17 protein-coding genes are annotated in these 20,578 nt (G+C 53.6%); 4 read left to right on the top strand and 13 right to left on the bottom strand.

All coding sequences use genetic code 11. From position 1 onward, the window contains the following. Positions 1-145 precede the first annotated feature (145 nt). The 11 genes from lpxD to rpsB all read right to left on the bottom strand — a co-directional run bounded on the left by lpxD (position 146) and on the right by rpsB (position 12,172). Entirely contained in the window at positions 146-1,171 is a 1,026-nt protein-coding gene (gene lpxD / locus ACQE32_RS16260; protein ID WP_426974533.1) for a UDP-3-O-(3-hydroxymyristoyl)glucosamine N-acyltransferase, read from the bottom strand. Positions 1,172-1,174: 3 nt separating this feature from the next. Further along, positions 1,175-1,672 (bottom strand): molecular chaperone Skp, encoded by a 498-nt coding sequence (gene skp / locus ACQE32_RS16255; protein WP_085067912.1) that lies wholly within the window; start codon positions 1,670-1,672, stop codon positions 1,175-1,177. Positions 1,673-1,797: 125 nt separating this feature from the next. After that, positions 1,798-4,203 (bottom strand): outer membrane protein assembly factor BamA, encoded by a 2,406-nt coding sequence (bamA, locus tag ACQE32_RS16250; protein ID WP_426974532.1) that lies wholly within the window; start codon positions 4,201-4,203, stop codon positions 1,798-1,800. A 52-nt stretch (positions 4,204-4,255) separates the two neighbouring features. Next, on the bottom strand, positions 4,256-5,596 hold the full coding sequence (gene rseP / locus ACQE32_RS16245; protein WP_426974531.1) for a sigma E protease regulator RseP: 1,341 nt from the start codon (positions 5,594-5,596) through the stop codon (positions 4,256-4,258). 12 nt (positions 5,597-5,608) lie between these two features. Next, on the bottom strand, positions 5,609-6,466 hold the full coding sequence (cdsA, locus tag ACQE32_RS16240) for a phosphatidate cytidylyltransferase (protein ID WP_426974530.1): 858 nt from the start codon (positions 6,464-6,466) through the stop codon (positions 5,609-5,611). A gap of 18 nt (positions 6,467-6,484) precedes the next feature. Next, positions 6,485-7,237 (bottom strand): (2E,6E)-farnesyl-diphosphate-specific ditrans,polycis-undecaprenyl-diphosphate synthase, encoded by a 753-nt coding sequence (ispU, locus tag ACQE32_RS16235; protein ID WP_085067916.1) that lies wholly within the window; start codon positions 7,235-7,237, stop codon positions 6,485-6,487. A gap of 188 nt (positions 7,238-7,425) precedes the next feature. Next, complete coding sequence (gene ispC / locus ACQE32_RS16230) at positions 7,426-8,628, bottom strand: 1-deoxy-D-xylulose-5-phosphate reductoisomerase (protein WP_426974529.1); 1,203 nt, start codon at positions 8,626-8,628, stop codon at positions 7,426-7,428. 140 nt (positions 8,629-8,768) lie between these two features. Then, positions 8,769-9,326, bottom strand: a complete 558-nt coding sequence (gene frr, locus ACQE32_RS16225; RefSeq protein WP_250651887.1) for a ribosome recycling factor — start codon at positions 9,324-9,326, stop codon at positions 8,769-8,771. A gap of 140 nt (positions 9,327-9,466) precedes the next feature. Further along, on the bottom strand, positions 9,467-10,192 hold the full coding sequence (gene pyrH, locus ACQE32_RS16220) for a UMP kinase (protein WP_085067919.1): 726 nt from the start codon (positions 10,190-10,192) through the stop codon (positions 9,467-9,469). A 156-nt stretch (positions 10,193-10,348) separates the two neighbouring features. Continuing rightward, on the bottom strand, positions 10,349-11,200 hold the full coding sequence (gene tsf / locus ACQE32_RS16215) for a translation elongation factor Ts (protein WP_249893523.1): 852 nt from the start codon (positions 11,198-11,200) through the stop codon (positions 10,349-10,351). A gap of 246 nt (positions 11,201-11,446) precedes the next feature. Further along, complete coding sequence (gene rpsB / locus ACQE32_RS16210; protein ID WP_165786513.1) at positions 11,447-12,172, bottom strand: 30S ribosomal protein S2; 726 nt, start codon at positions 12,170-12,172, stop codon at positions 11,447-11,449. A 365-nt stretch (positions 12,173-12,537) separates the two neighbouring features. Between rpsB and map the strand changes: the two genes are divergently transcribed. From map to ACQE32_RS16190, 4 genes are all read left to right on the top strand, one after another. Beyond that, on the top strand, positions 12,538-13,332 hold the full coding sequence (gene map, locus ACQE32_RS16205) for a type I methionyl aminopeptidase (RefSeq protein ID WP_085067922.1): 795 nt from the start codon (positions 12,538-12,540) through the stop codon (positions 13,330-13,332). An 84-nt stretch (positions 13,333-13,416) separates the two neighbouring features. After that, entirely contained in the window at positions 13,417-16,071 is a 2,655-nt protein-coding gene (glnD, locus tag ACQE32_RS16200; protein WP_427022093.1) for a bifunctional uridylyltransferase/uridylyl-removing protein GlnD, read from the top strand. Positions 16,072-16,162: 91 nt separating this feature from the next. Continuing rightward, positions 16,163-16,990, top strand: a complete 828-nt coding sequence (dapD, locus tag ACQE32_RS16195; protein ID WP_085067924.1) for a 2,3,4,5-tetrahydropyridine-2,6-dicarboxylate N-succinyltransferase — start codon at positions 16,163-16,165, stop codon at positions 16,988-16,990. A 331-nt stretch (positions 16,991-17,321) separates the two neighbouring features. Then, positions 17,322-17,714, top strand: coding sequence for a DUF3461 family protein (locus ACQE32_RS16190; RefSeq protein ID WP_085067925.1), 393 nt, complete (start codon positions 17,322-17,324; stop codon positions 17,712-17,714). An 86-nt stretch (positions 17,715-17,800) separates the two neighbouring features. Here ACQE32_RS16190 and ACQE32_RS16185 read toward each other — a convergent pair whose 3' ends face one another. After that, a complete protein-coding gene (locus ACQE32_RS16185; RefSeq protein ID WP_250651884.1) occupies positions 17,801-18,958 on the bottom strand; it encodes a CdaR family transcriptional regulator in 1,158 nt (385 codons plus the stop codon). A 191-nt stretch (positions 18,959-19,149) separates the two neighbouring features. After that, positions 19,150-20,574 (bottom strand): serine endoprotease DegP, encoded by a 1,425-nt coding sequence (gene degP, locus ACQE32_RS16180; protein WP_426974526.1) that lies wholly within the window; start codon positions 20,572-20,574, stop codon positions 19,150-19,152. Positions 20,575-20,578: the final 4 nt, after the last annotated feature.

The following is a 20,578-nucleotide window of genomic DNA, read 5'->3' as shown; positions in this document are numbered from 1 at the left end:
TGTCCTAAAAATTCTGATGACATCAATAACAAGGCCTGCACCGATCAGACGATCGTCGGCAGGCCGCAAATTAGTTTATGTGGCGCCTGGCTTCCCTGCTTAGCATGTTTTATTTATGAAAGCCGGACAGCGGTGAAGTGTACGTTTAGTCGTCTTTGCCGACTTTGCGCTCGATGGCTTTTAAGCGCTTGCTCATTTCATCGATGTTCATCACCAGCGCTGCGGTTTTACGCCAGGTTTTATTAGGTTGCAACGGAATGCCTGAAGAGTATACCCCAGGTTCAGTGATGGGGCGCATCACCATTCCCATGCCAGTTACCGTCACTTTGTCACAAATTTCCATGTGTCCATTAATGACGCTGGCCCCGCCGATCATACAGTAACGACCGATTTTCAGGCTACCCGCCATGATTACACCGCCAGCAACGGCCGTATTGTCGCCAATCACTACGTTATGTGCAATCTGACATTGGTTATCAATGATAACACCATTACCAATCTGAGTGTTATCCAGTGCACCGCGATCGATGGTGGTACAGGCACCAATTTCGACGCGATCGCCAATAATCACCGAGCCAAGCTGAGGAATTTTCACCCAGTTGCCGCGATCGTTAGCATAGCCGAAGCCGTCAGCGCCGATCACCGTGCCCGACTGGATCAGACACTGCTCACCAATACGGATTTCATGATAAATGGTGACGTTGGCCCACAGGCGCGTACCGGCACCGATATGCGTGTTTTTACCTACAAAACAGCCTGCACCGATCACCACGTTATCGCCAAGCATAACGCCTGACTCGATAACCGCATTTGCGCCGATGGAAACGTTGCTGCCCAGCGTAGCGCTGGCGTCGATCACCGCGCTTGCGGCGATATTTTGCGCCGGCTGCGGCGTGGTATCAAGCAGCTGCGCCATGCGTGCATAGGTCAGATAAGGATTTTTAACCACCAGCGCGGCGCTGCGGCACCAGGAGAGATCGTCCTGGGTCAGTACCACGGCAGATGCCTGACATTCAGCAAGCTGCTCACGGTAACGGCTGTTGGCGAGAAAAGTGATTTGACCATCTTGGGCGGAGTGCATAGAAGCAATGCCGGAGATGACGATATCGCCATCTCCGTGCAATTCTGCATCCAACTGCTGGGCTAAATCAGCCAGTCGAATTGAAGACATTGATTATTTAACCTGTTTCAGAACGTCAGCGGTGATGTCTTTGGCATTCGCCGCATAAGCGACTGCGTTAGCATCGATAACCACATCGTAGCCATCATCAGCAGCAACTTTCTTCACTGCGTCCTGAATACGGCTCAGCAGTTTGTTACGCTCTTCCATCTGGCGACGGCGATTGTCCTGCTCAAAAGCCTGCGCTTTGGTAGCGAAGGTTTCACGCTGAGACATGATATCTTTTTCCATACGGCTGCGCTCGCTGGCCTTCATGGTAGAAGCATCACGTTGCAGGCGCTGCATTTTTGCCTGCAGATCGCGCTCCTGGCTTTGCAGTTCGGTAGCACGGCCTTTAAATTCATTTTCAAGCTGCTTCGCAACAGAGGCACGTTGCGGTAACTGTTGGAAAATGCTGGACACGTTTACCACGGCAATTTTATCAGCAGCCTGAGCGCCTGCGGAAACCGCTAAAGCGAGACCCAGACCTGCGGCACACAACAACTTTTTCACTATTAACTCCTTACCATCAACGTTTGTGTCAAAGACACACTTTTGCCTGAGACGCTGGCCTGTGGTCAACCCGCAGGCCAGCGAACAGTGCGATACTTAACAGCTTTACTTCCCTGAAGCGTGCATTACCAGGTTTTACCAATGTTAAACTGGAACTGCTCCGCTTTATCTCCATCATATTTCTTAAGCGGCTGGGCGTAGGAGAACACCAACGGTCCCAGCGGCGACATCCATTGCAGCGCGATACCGCTAGAGATGCGAATATTGGCCGGATCGCTGTAATCCGGAATGCCCGCAGCACGGGTATCAGCGGTATTTTCCCAGTGGGTATCCCAAACGGTACCGGCATCCACGAACAATGAAGTACGCACTGAGTTAGCATATTTATCGCTGATAAACGGCGTTGGCGTGATCAGTTCCAGGCTGGCTACCGCCATTGCGTTACCGCCTACCGCATCATTCGATTTACACAGGTTTTGATTACCGGAGCAAGTAGAAGAACCGTCATTATAGTAAGCCGCTTTCGGACCAATGTTATTGGAGCGGAAACCACGAACCGTACTGGAACCGCCAGCGTAAAGGTTTTCATAGAATGGCAGTTCCTTGCCGCTCAAACCATCACCATAACCTACACGACCACGGCCCAACAGTACCCATGTGCGGTCACTATCCAGTGGCATATACTGTTGAGTATCCAGTGTGACTTTATAGAAGCTATTGTCGGAGCCAGGAATGGTGACTTTACCGTTCAGGTTGGTACGGTTACCGGATGTAGGGAAAAAGCCACGATCCAACGTGTTATACGTCCAGCCGTAGTTAAAAGTGAAATCATCGGCAGAATACTCTGTATTTCTGGTGAGAGCCGGCGTCTGCCCAACCGATTGCAGATAACGCCACATCGCTAACTGCGGTTGCATATGAGACAAGCCGTTATGCACATAACCCAGGCCTACGCGCAGCGTGTTGTTCTCATTTACCGGGAAGCCCAGCGTGCCATCAAGGCCGTAGCTCTTGTTAGTATAATTGGAGAGTTCCGCGTCATCTGCTTTAAAGTCGTTATAGAAAACGCGTCCGCCAAGGCTAACCCCATCCACCGTAAAGTACGGGTCGGTTAGGGAGAATTCCGCGTAGGTCTGATAATCGTTTTTGGTGCCGTTAATGCCGACGGTATTACCAGTACCCAGCCAGTTATCCTGGGTTACGCCAACCTGGAAGCTGATGCCACTTTCGGTGCCGTAGCCAATACCAAAGTTAAAGGTACCGGTGTTACGCTCTTTCACCTTATAAACGACATCAACCTGATCTGGCGTGCCCGGTACGCGCTGCGTATCGACATCAACCGTTTCGAAATAGCCGGTACGGTTCAGGCGCTCTTTGCCCTGCTCGACCAGGTTGCTGCCCAACCATGCGCCTTCCATCTGACGCATTTCACGACGCAGCACGGCATCTTTAGAGGTATCGTTGCCCTCAAAGCGCACCTTACGTACGTAGTAGCGGTTGCCGGCATCGACATTCACATGCAGTTTTACCGTTTTATCAGCGTCGTTGATTTCTGGCTGCGTCACCACGCGTGGATAGGCATAACCATAGCGGCCTAACAGCTGCTTGATGTTGTCTTCCATTTTGGTGACTTTAGTACCGTTATACAGCTCGCCCGGTACAACCTTCGCCAGCGTTTCGATCTCTGCGGAGTGACCTGCCATGCTACCGTTCACCACCACGCCGGAGAGCTTATACTGCTCGCCTTCGTTGACGTTGATGGTGATATAGATGCCTTTTTTATCCGGCGTCAGGCTGACCTGCGTGGAATCAATATTGAAACGTGCATAGCCGCGATCCAGATAGAAGCTGCGCAGGGTTTCTAAATCACCCGCCAGTTTCTGCTTCTGATATTTACGATCGCCGACCAGGTTCCACCACGGCACCGTATCACGTAGCTGGAAACGCGAAATCAGCTCATCAGAGCTAAAGGCTTTGTTACCAACGACGTTAATCTGCTGGATTTTCGCCGAAACGCCTTCGGTAAATACCAGTTTGAGATCGACACGGTTACGCGGCAGCGGGGTCACGACAGCTTTTACGCTGGCGCTATATTTACCCACGCTGTAGTAGAAATCTTCCAGCCCCTTCTCGATGCTGGAAATGGTGGTGCGATCCAGCGCCTCGCCGACGCGCACGCCGGAAGCTTCCAGATTTTGTTTAAGCATCTCTTCTTTCACCGCTTTGTTACCGGAGAAAGTGATGCTGGCAATGGTGGGACGCTCTTTCACCTGAACGATCAGCGTGTTGCCGTCGCGCAGAACCTGAACATCTTCGAAATTCCCGGTAGCAAACAGGGCGCGAATGGTATTACTGACATCTTCATCGTCTACCGTATCACCAACACGCACCGGCATGCTGAGCAGAGCCGCACCGACAGCGACTCGCTGCAGTCCTTCGAAATGAATGTCCTTCACCACGAACCCGTCTGCACCGTAAACGGTGGCGCTGCTAAACAGCAGCGACGCTATGAGCAACTTTTTCATCGCCATCGTTGTTATGCGTTCTTCCTAACACGTCCCAGCCTGGATAACGTTCCGGTCATCACAGGCGAGAGAAATCATTGAATAGTGCAAGCCCCATTAACAGCACCAGCAGAACTGAGCCAATGCGATAACTGAAGTCCTGAACTCGCTCAGACACCGGTTTCCCTTTGATTTTTTCAATCGCCAGGAAAAGCAGATGCCCACCATCTAATACCGGTAACGGGAAGAGATTAATAATACCGAGATTCACGCTGATAAGTGCGAGAAACATCAGGTAATAAATTACCCCGTACTCCGCTGACATCCCGGCGCCTTGCGCGATAGAAATCGGCCCGCTCAGGTTGTTCAGCTTAACATCTCCGGTGATCAGTTTGCCAAGCATGCTGACCGTCAGCTTCATTAACTGCCAGGTTTTTCCCCCGGCCTCGCCAATAGCAGCAAACGGGCCATACTGGCGCACCGTTTTATACTCTTCAGGCAACGGTAGCACGCGCGGTACAACACCGGCGAAGCCTTCCGACCCTTTTGCAGCTGGCGTCAACGTAAGGCTGACAAACTCGCCCTGCCGTTCCACATCCAACGCGATCGCTTTATCAGGGCTTTCCCGCACCAGGTTGACAAACTGTCGCCAGTCCGCCAGCGATCGACCATCGACTTTAACGATCCTGTCACCTGCTTGCAAACCTGCCGCACTGGCAGGTGAGTTAGCCTGGACTTCCGCCAGCACCGTTTCAATCTCAGGGCCGCGCGGTGCGATACCTAACGCCACAACCGGGTCCTGCTTATCAGGTTCAAAATGCCAGTTACGCAGATCGACCTGTTTTTCCACGCGCTGCGATGAGCCAAACGGCGATAATGTTAAGGTAACGTCGGTATCACCGATTTTACCGATCAGCGCCATACGCACAGCATCCCAGTCAGGCGTTTCGATGCCATCAACCGCTTTAAGTTCCATGCCAGGCGAAATTTGCGCCTCAGCCGCCACCGAACCGCTCAGGATTTCACCGGTAACCGGACGCACACCCGGTACGCCGTGAATAAAGACCAGCCAGTAAGCAAAAATAGCAAACAGGAAATTAGCCACAGGACCAGCGGCAATCACCGCGGCGCGCTGCAGTACGGGTTTATTGTTGAAGGACTGATGACGCAGCTCGGGCGGCACGCTTTCTACGCGCTCATCCAGCATTTTGACATAGCCGCCAAGCGGAATTAAGGCAATAACATATTCGGTGCCAAGTCGGTCGCGACGACGCCAGAGCGCTTTGCCGAAGCCGATGGAAAAGCGCTCTACCCTGATGCCGCAGCGACGCGCTACCCAGAAATGACCAAACTCATGAACGGTAATCAACACGCCCAGCGCAACGATAAAGGCAGCAAGACTCCAGATAAAGCTCAGCATAACGTCTTGTCCTTACAGCGTCCTGAATACTAACAGCAACAAACAAGCGAAAACCGGCACCGCCGCCGTCAGGCTGTCAATGCGATCGAGAATGCCGCCGTGTCCGGGGATAAGATGCCCGCTATCTTTAATGCCCGCTTCGCGTTTGAACATGCTTTCAGTAAGATCGCCTAAAACGGAAGCCAGCGCGGCAGCCACAGAGCAGATCAACAACACGCCCGGCGCCACGTTCAGCGGCGCCCATAAACCAAACAGCCACGCAATCAACGCGGAAGTCAGCAGGCCGCCAAAAAAGCCTTCCCAGGTTTTGCCCGGCGAGACTTTGGGGGCGAGCTTATGCTTGCCGAATAAACGACCAAACATATAGGCTCCAGAATCGGCACCCCAGACCAGAATCAATACGTACAGCAGCCACCAGGCGCCAGCAAAATGATCCACATCATAATGGTACTGACGCAGCGCAACCATGCCGCAGAAGAACGGCACAATGGTGAAAATGCCAAATCCCAGGCGCAGTACACGCGAATGCCGCCAGAACCCTGCGGAGGCCGGATAGCGCAGCACCAACAGCAGCGCGCCAACCCACCAGGCCAGCGCAACCCAAAGCGAACCGCCTATTTGCGGCAGCTGAACGGCATGTTGATAAGGAGGAAGCGTAAATAACATCACGGCAAGCAGCAGGCCGCAAAGTACGGCCAGCCAGATACGTTGGAGACGGGAGGTGAAGCCAGCAAACTGGCCCCATTCCCATGCGGCCAGCATGCATACCACCAGAGTGGTGATGGCAAATCCTGATGGCGGTAACCAGAAAAGCGCAGCGATCACCAAAGGGATCAGTATGAACGCTGTAATCAGACGCGACTTCAGCAAAGGTTACCCCCAGGGCGCTCAGGCGCCGCCAGGTGCTGCGCCGCCAAATCGACGCTCACGATGTGAAAAAGCATTCATTGCACCTTCAAAAACTTGTTCGTCAAAATCAGGCCAGAGAACATCGGTAAAGTAAAACTCCGCGTAGGCGATTTGCCACAGCAGGAAGTTACTGATGCGGTGTTCCCCCCCGGTCCTTATTACCAGATCCACCGGTGCCAAATCATGCATACAGAGAAATCCGGACAGCGTAGTTTCTTCGATCTGGTCAGGACGGAGCAATCCTTCCTGCACCTGCTCGGCTATCTTTCTTACGCCGTGAATAATATCCCAACGGCCGCCATAATTCGCGGCAATGTTGAGGGTCAATCCATTATTTTGTTGAGTAAGTTCCTCAGCGCGACGAATGCGCTCCTGTAAGCGTGAATTAAAACGGCTAATATCGCCAATAATTCTTAACCGAACATTGTGCTTATGCAGGCTTTTTACTTCGCTATCAAGTGCCCAGACAAACAGCTCCATCAGCGCAACCACTTCCTGCGCCGGACGGGACCAGTTTTCGCTACTGAAGGCATAAAGCGTGAGCGCTTCCAGCTTATTACTGACGGCAAAGCTTACGGCGCGACGCACCGACTTCACGCCCGCTTTATGACCGGAAACGCGGAGTTTACCCTGATTTTTCGCCCAGCGACCGTTGCCATCCATGATGATGGCCACATGACGCGGGCCTGTCCGCTGCTGGTCATCGGTTGTTATTTGAGTTTCGGACGACATAACGCGTATTCATTTCCTTTCATCAGAAATACAGCGGCTTCTGAATACATTTCCCGTGCGGCTGTAAAAAAGCCGTGACGACCACGGCTCTCTTCACCGCTTTGGCTGTGTGTAAATGCGAAACGGGAGCCGGGGACTATACCAGTTTCATCCCAGGCTCACAAATAGCGACCACGCAAATTGGCGAATTACCCGGCCTTAGCGAAACGCGGCAGTAGCGCCTGCGCGGTACGACGCGACTCGCTGTCAATGGCCAATACCGCCTCCACGCTCTGTGGTTCGCCGTGATGAAGCGCTGCCAATACCGCTGCATTCAGCGCGGCAATATTGGTAAAGCGAATCTGACCCTTAAGAAACGCGGCGACCGCAATTTCATTAGCTGCATTGAGCGCGGTGGTCGCCGCCTGCCCCTGTTCACACGCATCCATCGCCAGTTTCAGGCAGGGATAGCGGTTAAAATCAGGTTCGGCGAAGGTTAGCGCCTTCATGCGTGTAAAATCGAGCGGTGTTACGCCTGCTTCTACACGCTGCGGCCAGGCCATCGTATGGGCAATCGGCGTGCGCATATCTGGAGATCCCAACTGCGCCAGCACACTGCCATCGCGATAACGCACCATAGAGTGAATCACCGACTGCGGGTGCAGAATAACTTCCATCTGCGCATCGGTTGCATTAAACAGCCAGCGGGCTTCAATGTATTCAAGACCTTTATTCATCATGGTGGCGGAGTCAACAGAGATTTTTCGCCCCATCGACCAGTTCGGATGCGCGCAGGCCTGCTCCGGCGTAACGGTTGCCAGTGCCGACAGCGGCGTGTCACGAAACGGTCCACCCGATCCCGTAAGGATAATCGACTCTATGCCGTTTTCCTGGAGGTTAGCGTATCCTAACTGTTGCTGGATGGAAGCCGGTAAACTCTGAAAAATGGCATTATGCTCGCTGTCGACCGGCAACAGCCGCGCGCCGCTGGCGCTCACCGCCTCCATAAATAAACGGCCGCACGTGACAAGTGATTCTTTATTCGCCAGCAGTACGGTTTTGCCGGCGCGAATCGCCGCCAGAGTAGGCAGCAGCCCGGCCGCGCCAACAATCGCCGCCATAACCTGATCGACATCGTCCAGCGCCGCCAGCTGACACGCAGCCTCTTCGCCTGCCAGCACCTCTGTATCAACACCCAGCTCGCTTAAACGCTGACGCAGCTGACGCGCTGAGGCCTCGTCCGCCATTGCGGCAAAGGCGGGACGGAAATGCAGGCACTGCTCGGTCATCAGATCGACGTTATAGCCGGCAACCAGCGCTTTAATCGCATAAAGATGAGGATTTGCCTGCACCACCGCCAGCGTATTGGTGCCAATCGATCCGGTGGAGCCGAGAATGGTTAATTGCTTCATGAGGCCGCTCTGTGTAGAAATTCGGACACGGCGCTACAGAGAAATGCGCCAGTGCGCCAATCATGGTGGGACAAAACAAAACGCCGTCAAACAGCGTAATCTGTACGCTGTGGACGGCGTTTTACCGGGACTGGATGGAATTAGAAATCCATCAGCTCCGTTTCTTTTTCAGCCAGCGCAGCATCAAGTTTCTTGATCCATGCATCGGTCATTTTTTGTACTTCATCCTGCGCACGACGCTCTTCGTCTTCGCCGATCGCTTTATCTTTCAGCAGCGCTTTGATTTTGTCGTTGGCGTCGCGGCGCACGTTACGCACGGAAACACGGCCCTGCTCTGCTTCGCCACGTACGACCTTGATCAGATCTTTACGACGCTCTTCCGTCAACGCGGGCAGCGGCACGCGAATATCGGTACCGGCAGAGCTCGGATTAAGACCGAGATCGGACGACATAATCGCTTTCTCAACGGCCTGGCTCAGGGAGCGGTCAAACACGTTGATCTTCAGCGTGCGTGAGTCTTCGACGGTAACGTTGGCCAGCTGGCGCAGCGGAGTCGGCGTACCGTAATACTCAACTACGATACCGTCGAGAAGCGCTGGTGATGCGCGGCCAGTGCGTACTTTGCCGATGTTATTTTTGAACGCCTCAACGCATTTTTCCATGCGCGTGTCGGCATCTTTTTTGATGTCGTTAATCACGTTGTAACCCTTGGATTCTGTTTGACCTGCCACAACAACGTGCCAGGAAACGGTAAAATTCGTCGATAATCCTGAACGGTGCGCGTCGCTTGTTTGCGCCGCGCCGACAGAATATACCTTATTTTACGCCGTGACGGATATTAATGCGTAATCAGGGTGCCTTCTTTTTCACCCATTACCACACGACGCAATGCGCCCGGCTTATTCATATTAAAGACGCGAATCGGCAGCTGATGGTCGCGCGCCAGTGTAAAGGCGGCCAGGTCCATCACTTTCAGCTCACGCTCCAGTACTTCCTGATAGGATAGCTGATCGTAGAGCGTAGCATCGGGCGTTTTTACCGGATCGGCAGAATAGACGCCATCCACTTTCGTGGCTTTCAGGACAACATCGGCTTCGATTTCAATACCACGCAGGCAGGCTGCGGAATCGGTGGTAAAGAAAGGATTGCCGGTGCCGGCAGAGAAAATAACAACGCGATTATTACGCAACAGGCTAATTGCTTCCGCCCAGCTGTAGTTATCGCACACGCCGTTAAGCGGGATCGCCGACATCAAACGCGCGTTCACATAGGCGCGGTGCAGCGCATCACGCATCGCCAGGCCGTTCATTACGGTAGCCAGCATGCCCATATGATCGCCAACAACGCGGTTCATTCCCGCCTGAGCCAGACCTGCGCCGCGGAACAGGTTACCCCCACCAATAACGACGCCAACCTGAATACCCAGCTCAACCAGCTCTTTAATTTCCTGAGCCATGCGATCGAGCACGCTCGCGTCGATGCCGAAACCTTCGGCGCCCTGCAGCGCTTCGCCACTGAGTTTTAGCAGGATACGTTGATATACAGGTTTTGCATTGGTAGCCATGGTCGTTTTTTTCCTGGAAGCTATCATGAAATAATGAGGAGTTAGATCCGAACTATCATCCGCTTAGCCGGTTGGGATTGCTATTGGGATGAGACTGAAAAATGCTGAAGATCCCAGACAAAAAAGAACCGCCGATTGGCGGTTCTTTTGGGACCATTAAGACTGCTTGGACATGGCCGCAACTTCTGCAGCAAAGTCGCTTTCCACTTTCTCAATGCCCTCACCCACTTCGAAGCGGATGAAGTTAATCACGTCGGCGCCTTTCTCTTTCAGCAGCTGACCAACGGTTTTGCTCGGATCCATAACGAAATGCTGACCGGTCAGGGAAACTTCACCGGTGAACTTGTTCATACGGCCCTGAACCATTTTCTCTGCGATTTCGCGCGGTTTGCCAGACTGCATGGCGATGTCCAGCTGGATCTGATGCTCACGCTCAACCACGTCAGACGGTACGTCTTCCGGCTTAACATATTCCGGCTTGCTTGCTGCAACGTGCATAGCAACGTGTTTAACCAGCTCTTCATCAGCACCGGTCGCAGAAACCAGAACGCCGATACGTGCGCCGTGCAGGTAAGAACCAACCATCTCGCCTTCCAGGATAGCAACGCGACGGATGTTGATGTTTTCACCAATTTTCGCTACCAGCGCGGTGCGCTGATCTTCGAATTTCGCTTTCAGGACATCGATATCAGCGATGCGCTCAGCGGTAGCGGCAGCGATAACTTCTTTACCGAAAGCCAGGAAGCCTGCATCTTTCGCCACGAAGTCAGTTTCGCAGTTCAGCTCAACGATCACGCCGGTGTTGCCAGAGACTTCAGTCAGGATAACGCCTTCAGCAGCTACGCGACCAGATTTCTTCGCCGCTTTCGCCTGACCTGATTTACGCATGTTGTCAATCGCCAGCTCGATGTCGCCATTGGCTTCAACCAGCGCTTTTTTACATTCCATCATGCCAGCGCCAGTACGCTCGCGCAGTTCTTTTACCAGAGCAGCGGTAATATCAGCCATTCTCTCTTCCTCAGTTGTCTGTTGCCTGCGGTTTATTCCCGCTCACGCGGGAAACGGCCGCCACGGTTTTACCAGGACGACCAGTCTGCCTGCCCGCTTATCTGCTGCGGGCCAACAGCGTCTGTTAGCAGGAGTGCTTCGCAGCCAGGCCATGCGCCGGACCACGGTTAAAAAAATAAAGGGGCCATAATCGGCCCCTTACAGATCACATCTGAATGATAAGGGCTCTGTACAGAGCAAACCTTATTAAGCGTTCTCTAAAGAAGCTTCTTCTGCCTGCTCAGCCAGATCCTGAGAGCGGCCTTCGCGAACGGTGGTCGCTACAGCAGTCAGGTACAGGCTAACAGCACGGATCGCATCGTCGTTACCCGGGATGATGTAATCAACGCCATCCGGATCAGAGTTGGTATCAACGATAGCAAATACCGGGATACCCAGGTTGTTTGCTTCTTTGATTGCGATGTGTTCGTGGTCAGCATCGATCACAAACAGTGCGTCCGGCAGACCGCCCATGTCTTTGATACCGCCCAGGCTGTTTTCCAGCTTGGCCAGTTCACGAGTACGCATCAGCGCTTCTTTTTTGGTCAGTTTGTCGAAAGTACCGTCCTGAGACTGAGTTTCCAGATCTTTCAGACGTTTGATTGACTGACGAACGGTTTTCCAGTTAGTCAGCATACCACCTAACCAACGGTGGTTTACGAAGAACTGATCGCAGCTCAGAGCAGATTCTTTGATTGCTTCGCTGGCAGCACGCTTAGTACCAACAAACAGGATCTTGCCTTTACGGGAAGCGATTTTGTTCAGCTCAGCCAGGGCGTCGTTGAACATCGGAACCGTTTTCTCAAGGTTGATGATGTGAACTTTGTTACGCGCACCGAAGATGAACGGCTTCATTTTCGGGTTCCAGTAACGGGTCTGGTGACCGAAGTGAACACCAGCCTTGAGCATGTCGCGCATGGAAACAGTTGCCATGATTACCTCTGTAGTAAGTTTGGGGTTGGGCCTCCACATATCCCATGCAACCGACCTCGAAAGGCACCCCGGCGCATGTGCCGATATGTGTGTGTTATATACACGGGAGATTTATGCGTTTCCAGCAGGGCTTTTCAGCCTTACTTAGAATCGTCGGCGCGCTTTATACCATAAAGCACGATTTGACGCCAATAATTGTTCGTCTCCTTTCTGCGCGCATTGAATAGCACAACGCATTTTCCTTAATGATTACAATTACCGCCGGCCATGGTTAAACGCTCAGTGGCAGCCTACTGGCCGACCTGCTAACATGGCACCACTTGCTTTATTATTGTCGAAAATGACGACAACTGCGGATAAAATTAATGGCAATTTCAATTAAAACCCCAGAAGAAATCGAAAAAATGCGCGTGGCGGGACGTCTTGCCGCTGAAGTGCTGGAAATGATCGAGCCTTTCGTAAAGCCGGGCGTTTCCACTGGTGAACTCGACCGCATTTGCAATGATTATATTGTGAATACCCAGCAGGCAGTTTCTGCCAGCCTTGGCTATCACGGCTTCCCGAAATCAGTATGTATCTCGGTTAATGACGTGGTTTGCCACGGCATTCCCAGTGATGACAAGCTGCTGAAAGATGGCGATATCGTTAATATCGACGTAACGGTAATAAAAGACGAGTATCACGGCGATACCTCGAAAATGTATCTGGTAGGCAAACCCACCATTCAGGGTGAGCGCCTGTGCCGCATTACGCAGGAAAGCCTCTATCTGGCGCTGCGTCTGGTCAAACCGGGCATCCGTCTGCGCACGCTGGGTCGTGAAATCCAGAAATTTGTCGAAGCGCAGGATTTTTCCGTCGTGCGTGAATATTGCGGACACGGGATCGGCAAAGGCTTTCATGAAGAGCCGCAGGTGCTGCATTACGATGCCGACGACGGCGGCGTAGTGCTGCAGCCGGGCATGACCTTTACCATTGAACCGATGGTGAACGCGGGCGATTACCGCATCCGTAGCATGAAAGATGGCTGGACGGTAAAAACCAAAGATCGCAGCTTGTCGGCACAGTATGAGCATACTATTGTGGTGACGGAAAACGGCTGTGAAATTCTTACCTTGCGTAAAGATGACACCATTCCGGCAGTGCTGGTCAACGAAGCCTGAGGGCGCGACACCCGCCTGACCGAAGTTTAACAAGAGCCGACTTTACGTCGGCTTTTTTTATGGCGAAAGCGGAGCAACTCTTCAATGCGCAATGGCGTGACTAATGAAGTAATAAGTAGCCTGGCCGAATCCACGTCAGGCTGGGACGATGCGCAGCTCACCCGAGAGCAGCTAAAGCAGCATCTTGAAGGCTTTCAGCAGCATCTTGCCGCCGCGTTTGACGAAGGAAAAGATGTCGCGGCCCTGATCGACGCCCGCACGCTGTTTATTGATACCTTGCTGCGTCGCCTGTGGCGTTTTTACGGCTTCGAAGCGCGCGATGGCATGTCACTGGTTGCGGTAGGCGGCTTTGGTCGCGGCGAGCTGCATCCGCTTTCCGACATTGATCTGCTGATCCTCAGCCGTAGAGCATTGGATGAGCAGACGGCGGCAGCGGCCAGCGATCTGTTGACGCTGCTGTGGGATCTGAAGCTGGAGGTGGGGCACAGCGTGCGCACGCTGGAAGAGTGCCTGCTGGAAGGGCTTTCTGATTTAACCGTCGCCACCAATCTGATTGAATCGCGTATGCTGGTTGGCGACGTGGCGCTGTTTCTGGAACTGCAAAAGCATATTTTCAGCGACGGCTTCTGGCCCTCCTGGCGTTTTTACGCTGCCAAAATCGCTGAACAGCAGGAGCGCCACAAGCGTTATCACGGCACCAGCTACAACCTGGAGCCCGATATAAAAAGCAGCCCCGGCGGCCTGCGCGATATTCATACGCTGCTGTGGGTGGCGCGCCGCCACTTCGGCGCCACCTCACTGGATGAAATGGTGGGTTTCGGCTTTCTTACTGAAGCCGAACGCAATGAGCTGAACGAGTGTCAGGCCTTTCTCTGGCGTATTCGTTTCGCCCTGCATCTTACTCTGCCCCGTTACGATAACCGCCTGCTGTTTGACCGTCAGCTCACCGTCGCGCAACGCCTGGATTACCAGGGCGAAGGTAACGAGCCGGTCGAGCGGATGATGAAAGATTTTTTCCGCGTTACGCGGCGCATCGGCGAACTGAATCAAATGCTGCTTCAGCTGTTCGACGATGCAATTTTAGCGCTGGACGCCACCGACAAACCGCAGCCGATTGATGACGATTTCCAACTGCGCGGCAGCCTGATCGATCTACGCGATGATGCGCTCTTCAGTCGTCAGCCGGAAGCGATCATGCGCATGTTTTGGGTAATGGTGCGCAATGAAAATATCAAAGGCATCTATTCCTCTACGCTGCGTCAGCTACGCTATGCGCGTCGTAATTTACAGCAACCGCTCTGTAACCTGCCGGAAGCACGACGCTACTTTTTCGCTATTCTACGCCATCCGGGCGCGGTCAGCCGGGCGCTGGTGCCGATGCATCGTCACAGCGTTCTTTCTGCTTATATGCCGCAGTGGAGTAAAATTGTCGGTCAGATGCAGTTCGATCTGTTTCACGCTTACACGGTGGATGAACATACCATTCGCGTGCTGCAAAAGCTGGAAAGCTTCGCCAGCGAAGAGACCCGCTCGCGCCATCCGCTCTGCGTCGAGCTGTGGCCGCGTCTGCCGCAGCCGGAGCTGCTGCTGCTGGCAGCGCTGTTTCACGATATCGCCAAAGGTCGCGGCGGCGACCATTCCATTCTTGGCGCACAGGATGTACTGGACTTTGCCGAACTGCACGGTCTGAACTCACGCGAGGCGCAGCTGGTTGCCTGGCTGGTGCGCTATCATCTGCTGATGTCGGTGACCGCTCAGCGGCGCGATATACAGGATCCAACGGTGATCCAGCAGTTCGCTGAGGTGATGCAGAATGAAAATCGTCTGCGCTATCTGGTCTGTTTGACGGTAGCGGATATCTGCGCCACCAACGAAACGCTGTGGAATAGCTGGAAACAAAGCCTGTTGCGCGAGCTGTTTTTCGCCACGGAAAAACAGCTGCGACGCGGAATGGAAAATTCACCCGATCTGCGTGAGCGTGTGCGCCATCATCGCCTGCAGGCGCTGGCTCTGCTGCGTATGGACAACATCAATGAAGAGAGGCTGCACCAAATCTGGAGCCGCTGTCGCGCCGACTATTTTCTGCGCCATACGCCTAACCAGCTCGCCTGGCATGCGCGCCATTTAATGAATCATGACCTGCACAAGCCGCTGGTATTGGTCAGTCCGCAGGCGACGCGCGGCGGCACGGAAATCTTTATCTGGAGCCCGGATCGCCCCTATCTGTTTGCTGCCGTTGCGGGCGAGCTGGACCGCCGTAATCTCAGCGTGCACGATGCGCAGATCTTTACCAGCCGTGACGGTATGGCAATGGATACCTTTATTGTGCTGGAGCCGGACGGCAGCCCGCTGGCGGCGGATCGCCACCAGATGATTATCCAGGCGCTGGATCAGGCGATTACCCAAACCAGCTGGACGCCGCCGCGCACCCGCCGCCAGTCAGCCAAGCTGAAACACTTTAATGTCGATACCGAGGTGCGTTTTCTGCCCTCTTTCAACGAACGCCGCACCTGGCTGGAGCTGATTGCGCTTGATCGTCCTGGCCTGCTGGCGCAGGTGGGCGAAGTCTTTGCCGACCTGGGCATTTCGCTGCACGGCGCACGCATCAGCACCATTGGCGAACGGGTCGAGGATCTGTTTATTCTGGCTGATGATGAACGCCGCGCGCTGAGCGCCAATTTGCGACATAAGCTGCAACAACGGTTGACAGAGGCCCTTGATCCAAACGATAAAGTGTGACTCAGATCTTTTTACACAGCCGTTCGCCAAATCATCGGAGCAACAGCGATAGTGTGCGATGGTGAATGCAATAACCAGGATGAAAATACACATGCAACAGTTACAGAGTGTCATTGAGAGCGCGTTTGAGCGCCGTGCCGATATCACGCCCGCCAGCGTAGATTCCGCCACCCGCGAAGCCGTAGAGCAGGTTATCGCTCTGCTGGACAGCGGCGCCCTGCGCGTAGCCGAAAAGATTGATGGTGAATGGGTCACGCATCAGTGGCTGAAAAAAGCGGTGCTGCTCTCTTTCCGTATCAATGACAATCAGGTAATCGACGGCGCTGAAAGCCGCTATTACGACAAGGTGCCGATGAAGTTTGCCGCTTATGATGAAGCGCGCTTTAAAAAAGAGGGCTTCCGTGTGGTGCCACCAGCGGCCGTTCGTCAGGGGGCCTTTATTGCCCGTAACACCGTGCTGATGCCTTCCTATGTCAATATTGGCGCATGGGTTGATGAAGGCTCGATGGTTGATACCTGGGCGACCGTGGGTTCTTGTGCTCAGATTGGTAAAAACGTGCATCTTTCTGGCGGCGTCGGCATCGGCGGCGTACTGGAGCCGCTTCAGGCTAACCCGACCATCATTGAAGACAACTGCTTTATCGGCGCCCGTTCTGAAATCGTCGAAGGGGTAATCGTTGAAGAAGGTTCCGTGATTTCCATGGGCGTTTATATTGGTCAAAGCACCAAAATTTACGATCGTGAAACCGGCGAAATCCACTATGGCCGCGTTCCGGCTGGCTCAGTTGTGGTTTCCGGCAACCTGCCGTCAAAAGATGGCTCTTACAGCCTCTATTGCGCGGTCATCGTGAAAAAAGTTGATGCGAAAACACGCGGCAAAGTTGGCATCAATGAGCTGCTGCGCACCATTGATGAATAACGCCTGATCCTCTGCCCTGCCTTAACGGCAGGGCAAGTTCGCGTCTGTTTTCGCCTTTTCCCGCGCCGTTCCGGCCTGCGTTTTCCTTTTTCCCTCACCGTTATCCACGCCGCTTTGCCTGCAAATTAAAGGTGCGTTTATTTTTTACGCAGGCGATAATTCATCTCCGCCATTTCTGCGGCGCAATTTCCCGAAAGTCGTCGTTTATGTCTACAGTGATGACAGGCCCTTTGTGCTGCTTCAGCAGGATGCTCGTACAGCGTCAGGGCCGAAATAAGGTGTAACGGAAGAGTTGCGACGCCCTAATTTCACGTTCACAGGAAACATCGCCATGTATGACAATTTAAAAAGCCTGGGCATTTCCAATCCGGAAGATATCGATCGCTACAGCCTGCGTCAGGAAGCGAATAACGACATTCTGAAAATTTACTTCCGTAAAGATAAAGGCGAATTTTTTGCCAAAAGCGTTAAATTTAAATATCCGCGCCAGCGTAAAACCGTGGTGGCGGATGGCATTGGACAAGGCTACAAAGAGGTGCAGGAGATCAGCCCTAACCTGCGCTATGTGATTGATGAGCTGGATCAGATCTGCCAGCGCGACCAGGTGGAAATCGATCTGAAGCGTAAAATCCTTGACGACCTGCGTCATCTGGAAAACGTGGTTTCCAACAAGATCGCTGAAATTGAATCCGATCTGGATAAGCTGACGCGCAACAGCCGCTAATGAAAAAACAGGATAGCCAACATGCCTGGGTTTTCAGGAGTGAGGTTATCAACACGCCTGATACGCCGCGCTGCGGCGTATTCTCTTTAGGGCTGCTCATCCAGCTGTAGCGCCACGTACAGCAGCAGCCGATCGTCAAAATGGCCCAGGTTAAGCCCGGTCAGTTCAGAAATCCGGTTCAGCCGGTACTCCAGCGTATTACGATGAATAAACAGCGCCCGGGCGGTGGCCGAAGGCTGCACGTTATGAGTGAACCAGGCGATTAGCGTACGCCGCAACAGGCCGTTATTATCCATCGCTTTCAGTTTTGCCAGCGGACGCGACAGCTCATTTGCCTGCCAGCCGCCGCGCAGGCTATCAAGCAGCACCGGCAGCACTAAATCCTGATAAAAAAAGCTGCGCTGTTCCGGCATACGCTGTTTGCCAACGCTCATGGTGGTTTGCGCCGTGCGGTAAGAGCGGGCAATACTGCCCTCGCCGGTAAAGTAGTTGCCCAGCGCAATGCGAATACGCAGATGCCCACTCTCTTTCATGCGCCCTAATAGTTGATCAACGCGCCGCCGGTGCTCATCCTGATCGTAACGGCCATGAGCATTCAGCGCCGGTTTCAACACCACCATTTCCGTAAGGGAAACGATGGCAATCAGATTATCGCGCTCTGGCATGGTCAACAGCGTCTGTAACTGCTGCAGCTCCGCCATCGCACTGTCCACGCCCAGTTGCCCGCTGTCGACCTCTACCACCGCAACCACGCGCGGCTGATTAAGGTCGATACCCAGCCGCTGCGCCCATGCCATCAGCGCCGGAGAAAGGGTTTCACTACGGATAAGATTCAGCACCAGCTCTTCGCGCAGACGGCTATCCTGCGCCAGCATATGCAGCAGTCGCGCCTGCTCCAGCATCATCTCCGCCGTCATACAGACCAACTCGCCATACTGACGCAGTGAAACGGGATCGCCAGTCAGGCCGATGACTCCAACGATTTCACCGGCAATACGCAGCGGTAAATTGATACCGGGCCGTACGCCATGCAGATGGCGCGCAACGGCTTCGTCAATATCCACCACACGCGCTTGCGACAGCGCCAGCAGCGCGCCTTCGTGCAATTCACCAATGCGTTCCCGATCGCCGCTGCCGATAATCCGGCCACGGGCATCCATGACGTTGACGTTACTGTCGATAATTTTCATGGTGCGCGCAACGATATCCTGGGCCAGACGAGCATCCAGGTGATAGTTAGCCATCTTTCACTCCAGTCAGGGCCTGAAGAAGCAGCATACGTTGACGATCGCAGCGAAGCATTGTGCATTTGCACGAAGCACCGCTTCGGTTAATAAATTTGCGGGCGATATCACAAACTAAAAAACGGCCCGACGAACAAGCCGTCGGGCCGTTGAGCTCTCTGTTTTGCTGCGGGTTTCCCGGCAGGAACGCGTTATTGCATAAGCAGATAGATATTGCTGTCGCCGCGTTTGATATTCAGCGCCAGCACGGAGGGCTTGGTATCAAGGATTTTACGTAGCTCGCCAAGATTGGTCACTGGCTGCTGGTTTACACCAAGAATAATATCGTCTTTTTTCAGGCCGATACGTGCTGCGGAGCTGCCAGGTTTAACGCTGTCCACCCGCACGCCTTTCTGACCGTTAACTTCCGCGTTGCTCAGACCCGCGCCCTCAATGCCGGTATAGATGGTTGCGGAATCGACATTACTCTGTGAGCTTTGTTGCAGCTCAACCGTAACCGTCAGCGGTTTACCATCACGCAGCAGGCCCAGTTCCAGTTTAGTGCCAACCGGCAGCGAGCCGACTTCAGCACGCAACGCGGCAAAGCTGGAGATCTGTTTTTTGTTCAGCGAGGTGATCACATCGCCCGCCTTAATGCCCGCTTTAGCAGCGGAAGACTTCGGCATCACCTGGCTGACAAAGGCACCGCGTTGCGCATCCACTTTCATCGCTTTCGCCAGCTCAGAATTCAGCTCGGTGCCCATGATGCCCAGTTCGCCACGTTTTACCTGACCATATTCCACCATCTGTGCAGTGAGGTTCTTCACCATATTGCTGGGGATGGCGAAGCCGATACCAATGTTGCCGCCGTCCGGAGCCAGTATCGCGGTATTAATCCCAATGAGTTCACCGTTCAGATTAACCAACGCGCCGCCGGAGTTACCACGGTTAATGGCCGCATCGGTCTGGATAAAGTTCTCGTAATTTTCCACATTCAGGCCGCTACGACCCAGCGCGGAGACAATACCGGACGTGACGGTTTCGCCCAGCCCGTACGGGTTACCGATCGCAACCGTATAGTCACCGACGCGCAGGGTGTCAGAGTCAGCCATGGTAATGGCAGTAAGATTTTTAAAATCCTGAAGCTGAATCAGCGCAATATCGGAACGCGGATCTTTGCCGATCACTTTCGCCTCATAACGGCGTCCGTCGCTGAGCTGCACCTGAATTTTGGTGGCATTATCCACGACATGGTTGTTGGTGACGACATACCCTTTCTGCGCATTGATGACTACACCGGAACCCAGCGCGCGGAATTTTTGCTGAGGCGCGTTGCCGCCAGGCGCTGCGCCCTGGCACATCGGCGAGTTCAGGAATGGCGAACCATCCTGACAGAACGGCGAGTTATCACCAAAGAACTGCTGGAACTGTGGCGGCAGACGCGGCGTTTTCACCGAGGTGCTACCTTCAACGTTGATGCTGACAACTGACGGCATCACTTTTTCCAGCATAGGTGCCAGGCTGGGGAGTTGCTGAGTGGAGGAAGAGGCTGTTTCAGCAGCCATAACGTAAGTCGGACTCATCGCCATACCCAGGCTGAGAGCTAATGCGCTTAATACAAGAGTTGTTTTTTTCATTCGT

This window comes from Pantoea sp. FN0302 (genome assembly GCF_050113775.1).
GTDB classification, from domain to species: Bacteria; Pseudomonadota; Gammaproteobacteria; order Enterobacterales; family Enterobacteriaceae; genus Mixta; species Mixta alhagi.
Note: the sequence above shows the minus strand (reverse complement) of the source record. Positions and strands in the feature narration are given on the sequence as shown.

Excerpts from the sequence above, each read along its gene's own strand:
- ACQE32_RS16185 (WP_250651884.1), bottom strand. The coding sequence starts at position 18,958 with ATGGCTAACTATCACCTGGATGCTCGTCTGGCCCAGGATATCGTTGCG.
- ispC (WP_426974529.1), bottom strand. The coding sequence starts at position 8,628 with ATGAAGCAATTAACCATTCTCGGCTCCACCGGATCGATTGGCACCAAT.
- glnD (WP_427022093.1), top strand. The coding sequence starts at position 13,417 with ATGCGCAATGGCGTGACTAATGAAGTAATAAGTAGCCTGGCCGAATCC.
- ACQE32_RS16190 (WP_085067925.1), top strand. The coding sequence starts at position 17,322 with ATGTATGACAATTTAAAAAGCCTGGGCATTTCCAATCCGGAAGATATC.
- lpxD (WP_426974533.1), bottom strand. The coding sequence starts at position 1,171 with ATGTCTTCAATTCGACTGGCTGATTTAGCCCAGCAGTTGGATGCAGAA.
- dapD (WP_085067924.1), top strand. The coding sequence starts at position 16,163 with ATGCAACAGTTACAGAGTGTCATTGAGAGCGCGTTTGAGCGCCGTGCC.
- degP (WP_426974526.1), bottom strand. The coding sequence starts at position 20,574 with ATGAAAAAAACAACTCTTGTATTAAGCGCATTAGCTCTCAGCCTGGGT.
- rseP (WP_426974531.1), bottom strand. The coding sequence starts at position 5,596 with ATGCTGAGCTTTATCTGGAGTCTTGCTGCCTTTATCGTTGCGCTGGGC.
- bamA (WP_426974532.1), bottom strand. The coding sequence starts at position 4,203 with ATGGCGATGAAAAAGTTGCTCATAGCGTCGCTGCTGTTTAGCAGCGCC.
- rpsB (WP_165786513.1), bottom strand. The coding sequence starts at position 12,172 with ATGGCAACTGTTTCCATGCGCGACATGCTCAAGGCTGGTGTTCACTTC.
- map (WP_085067922.1), top strand. The coding sequence starts at position 12,538 with ATGGCAATTTCAATTAAAACCCCAGAAGAAATCGAAAAAATGCGCGTG.
- ispU (WP_085067916.1), bottom strand. The coding sequence starts at position 7,237 with ATGTCGTCCGAAACTCAAATAACAACCGATGACCAGCAGCGGACAGGC.
- pyrH (WP_085067919.1), bottom strand. The coding sequence starts at position 10,192 with ATGGCTACCAATGCAAAACCTGTATATCAACGTATCCTGCTAAAACTC.
- tsf (WP_249893523.1), bottom strand. The coding sequence starts at position 11,200 with ATGGCTGATATTACCGCTGCTCTGGTAAAAGAACTGCGCGAGCGTACT.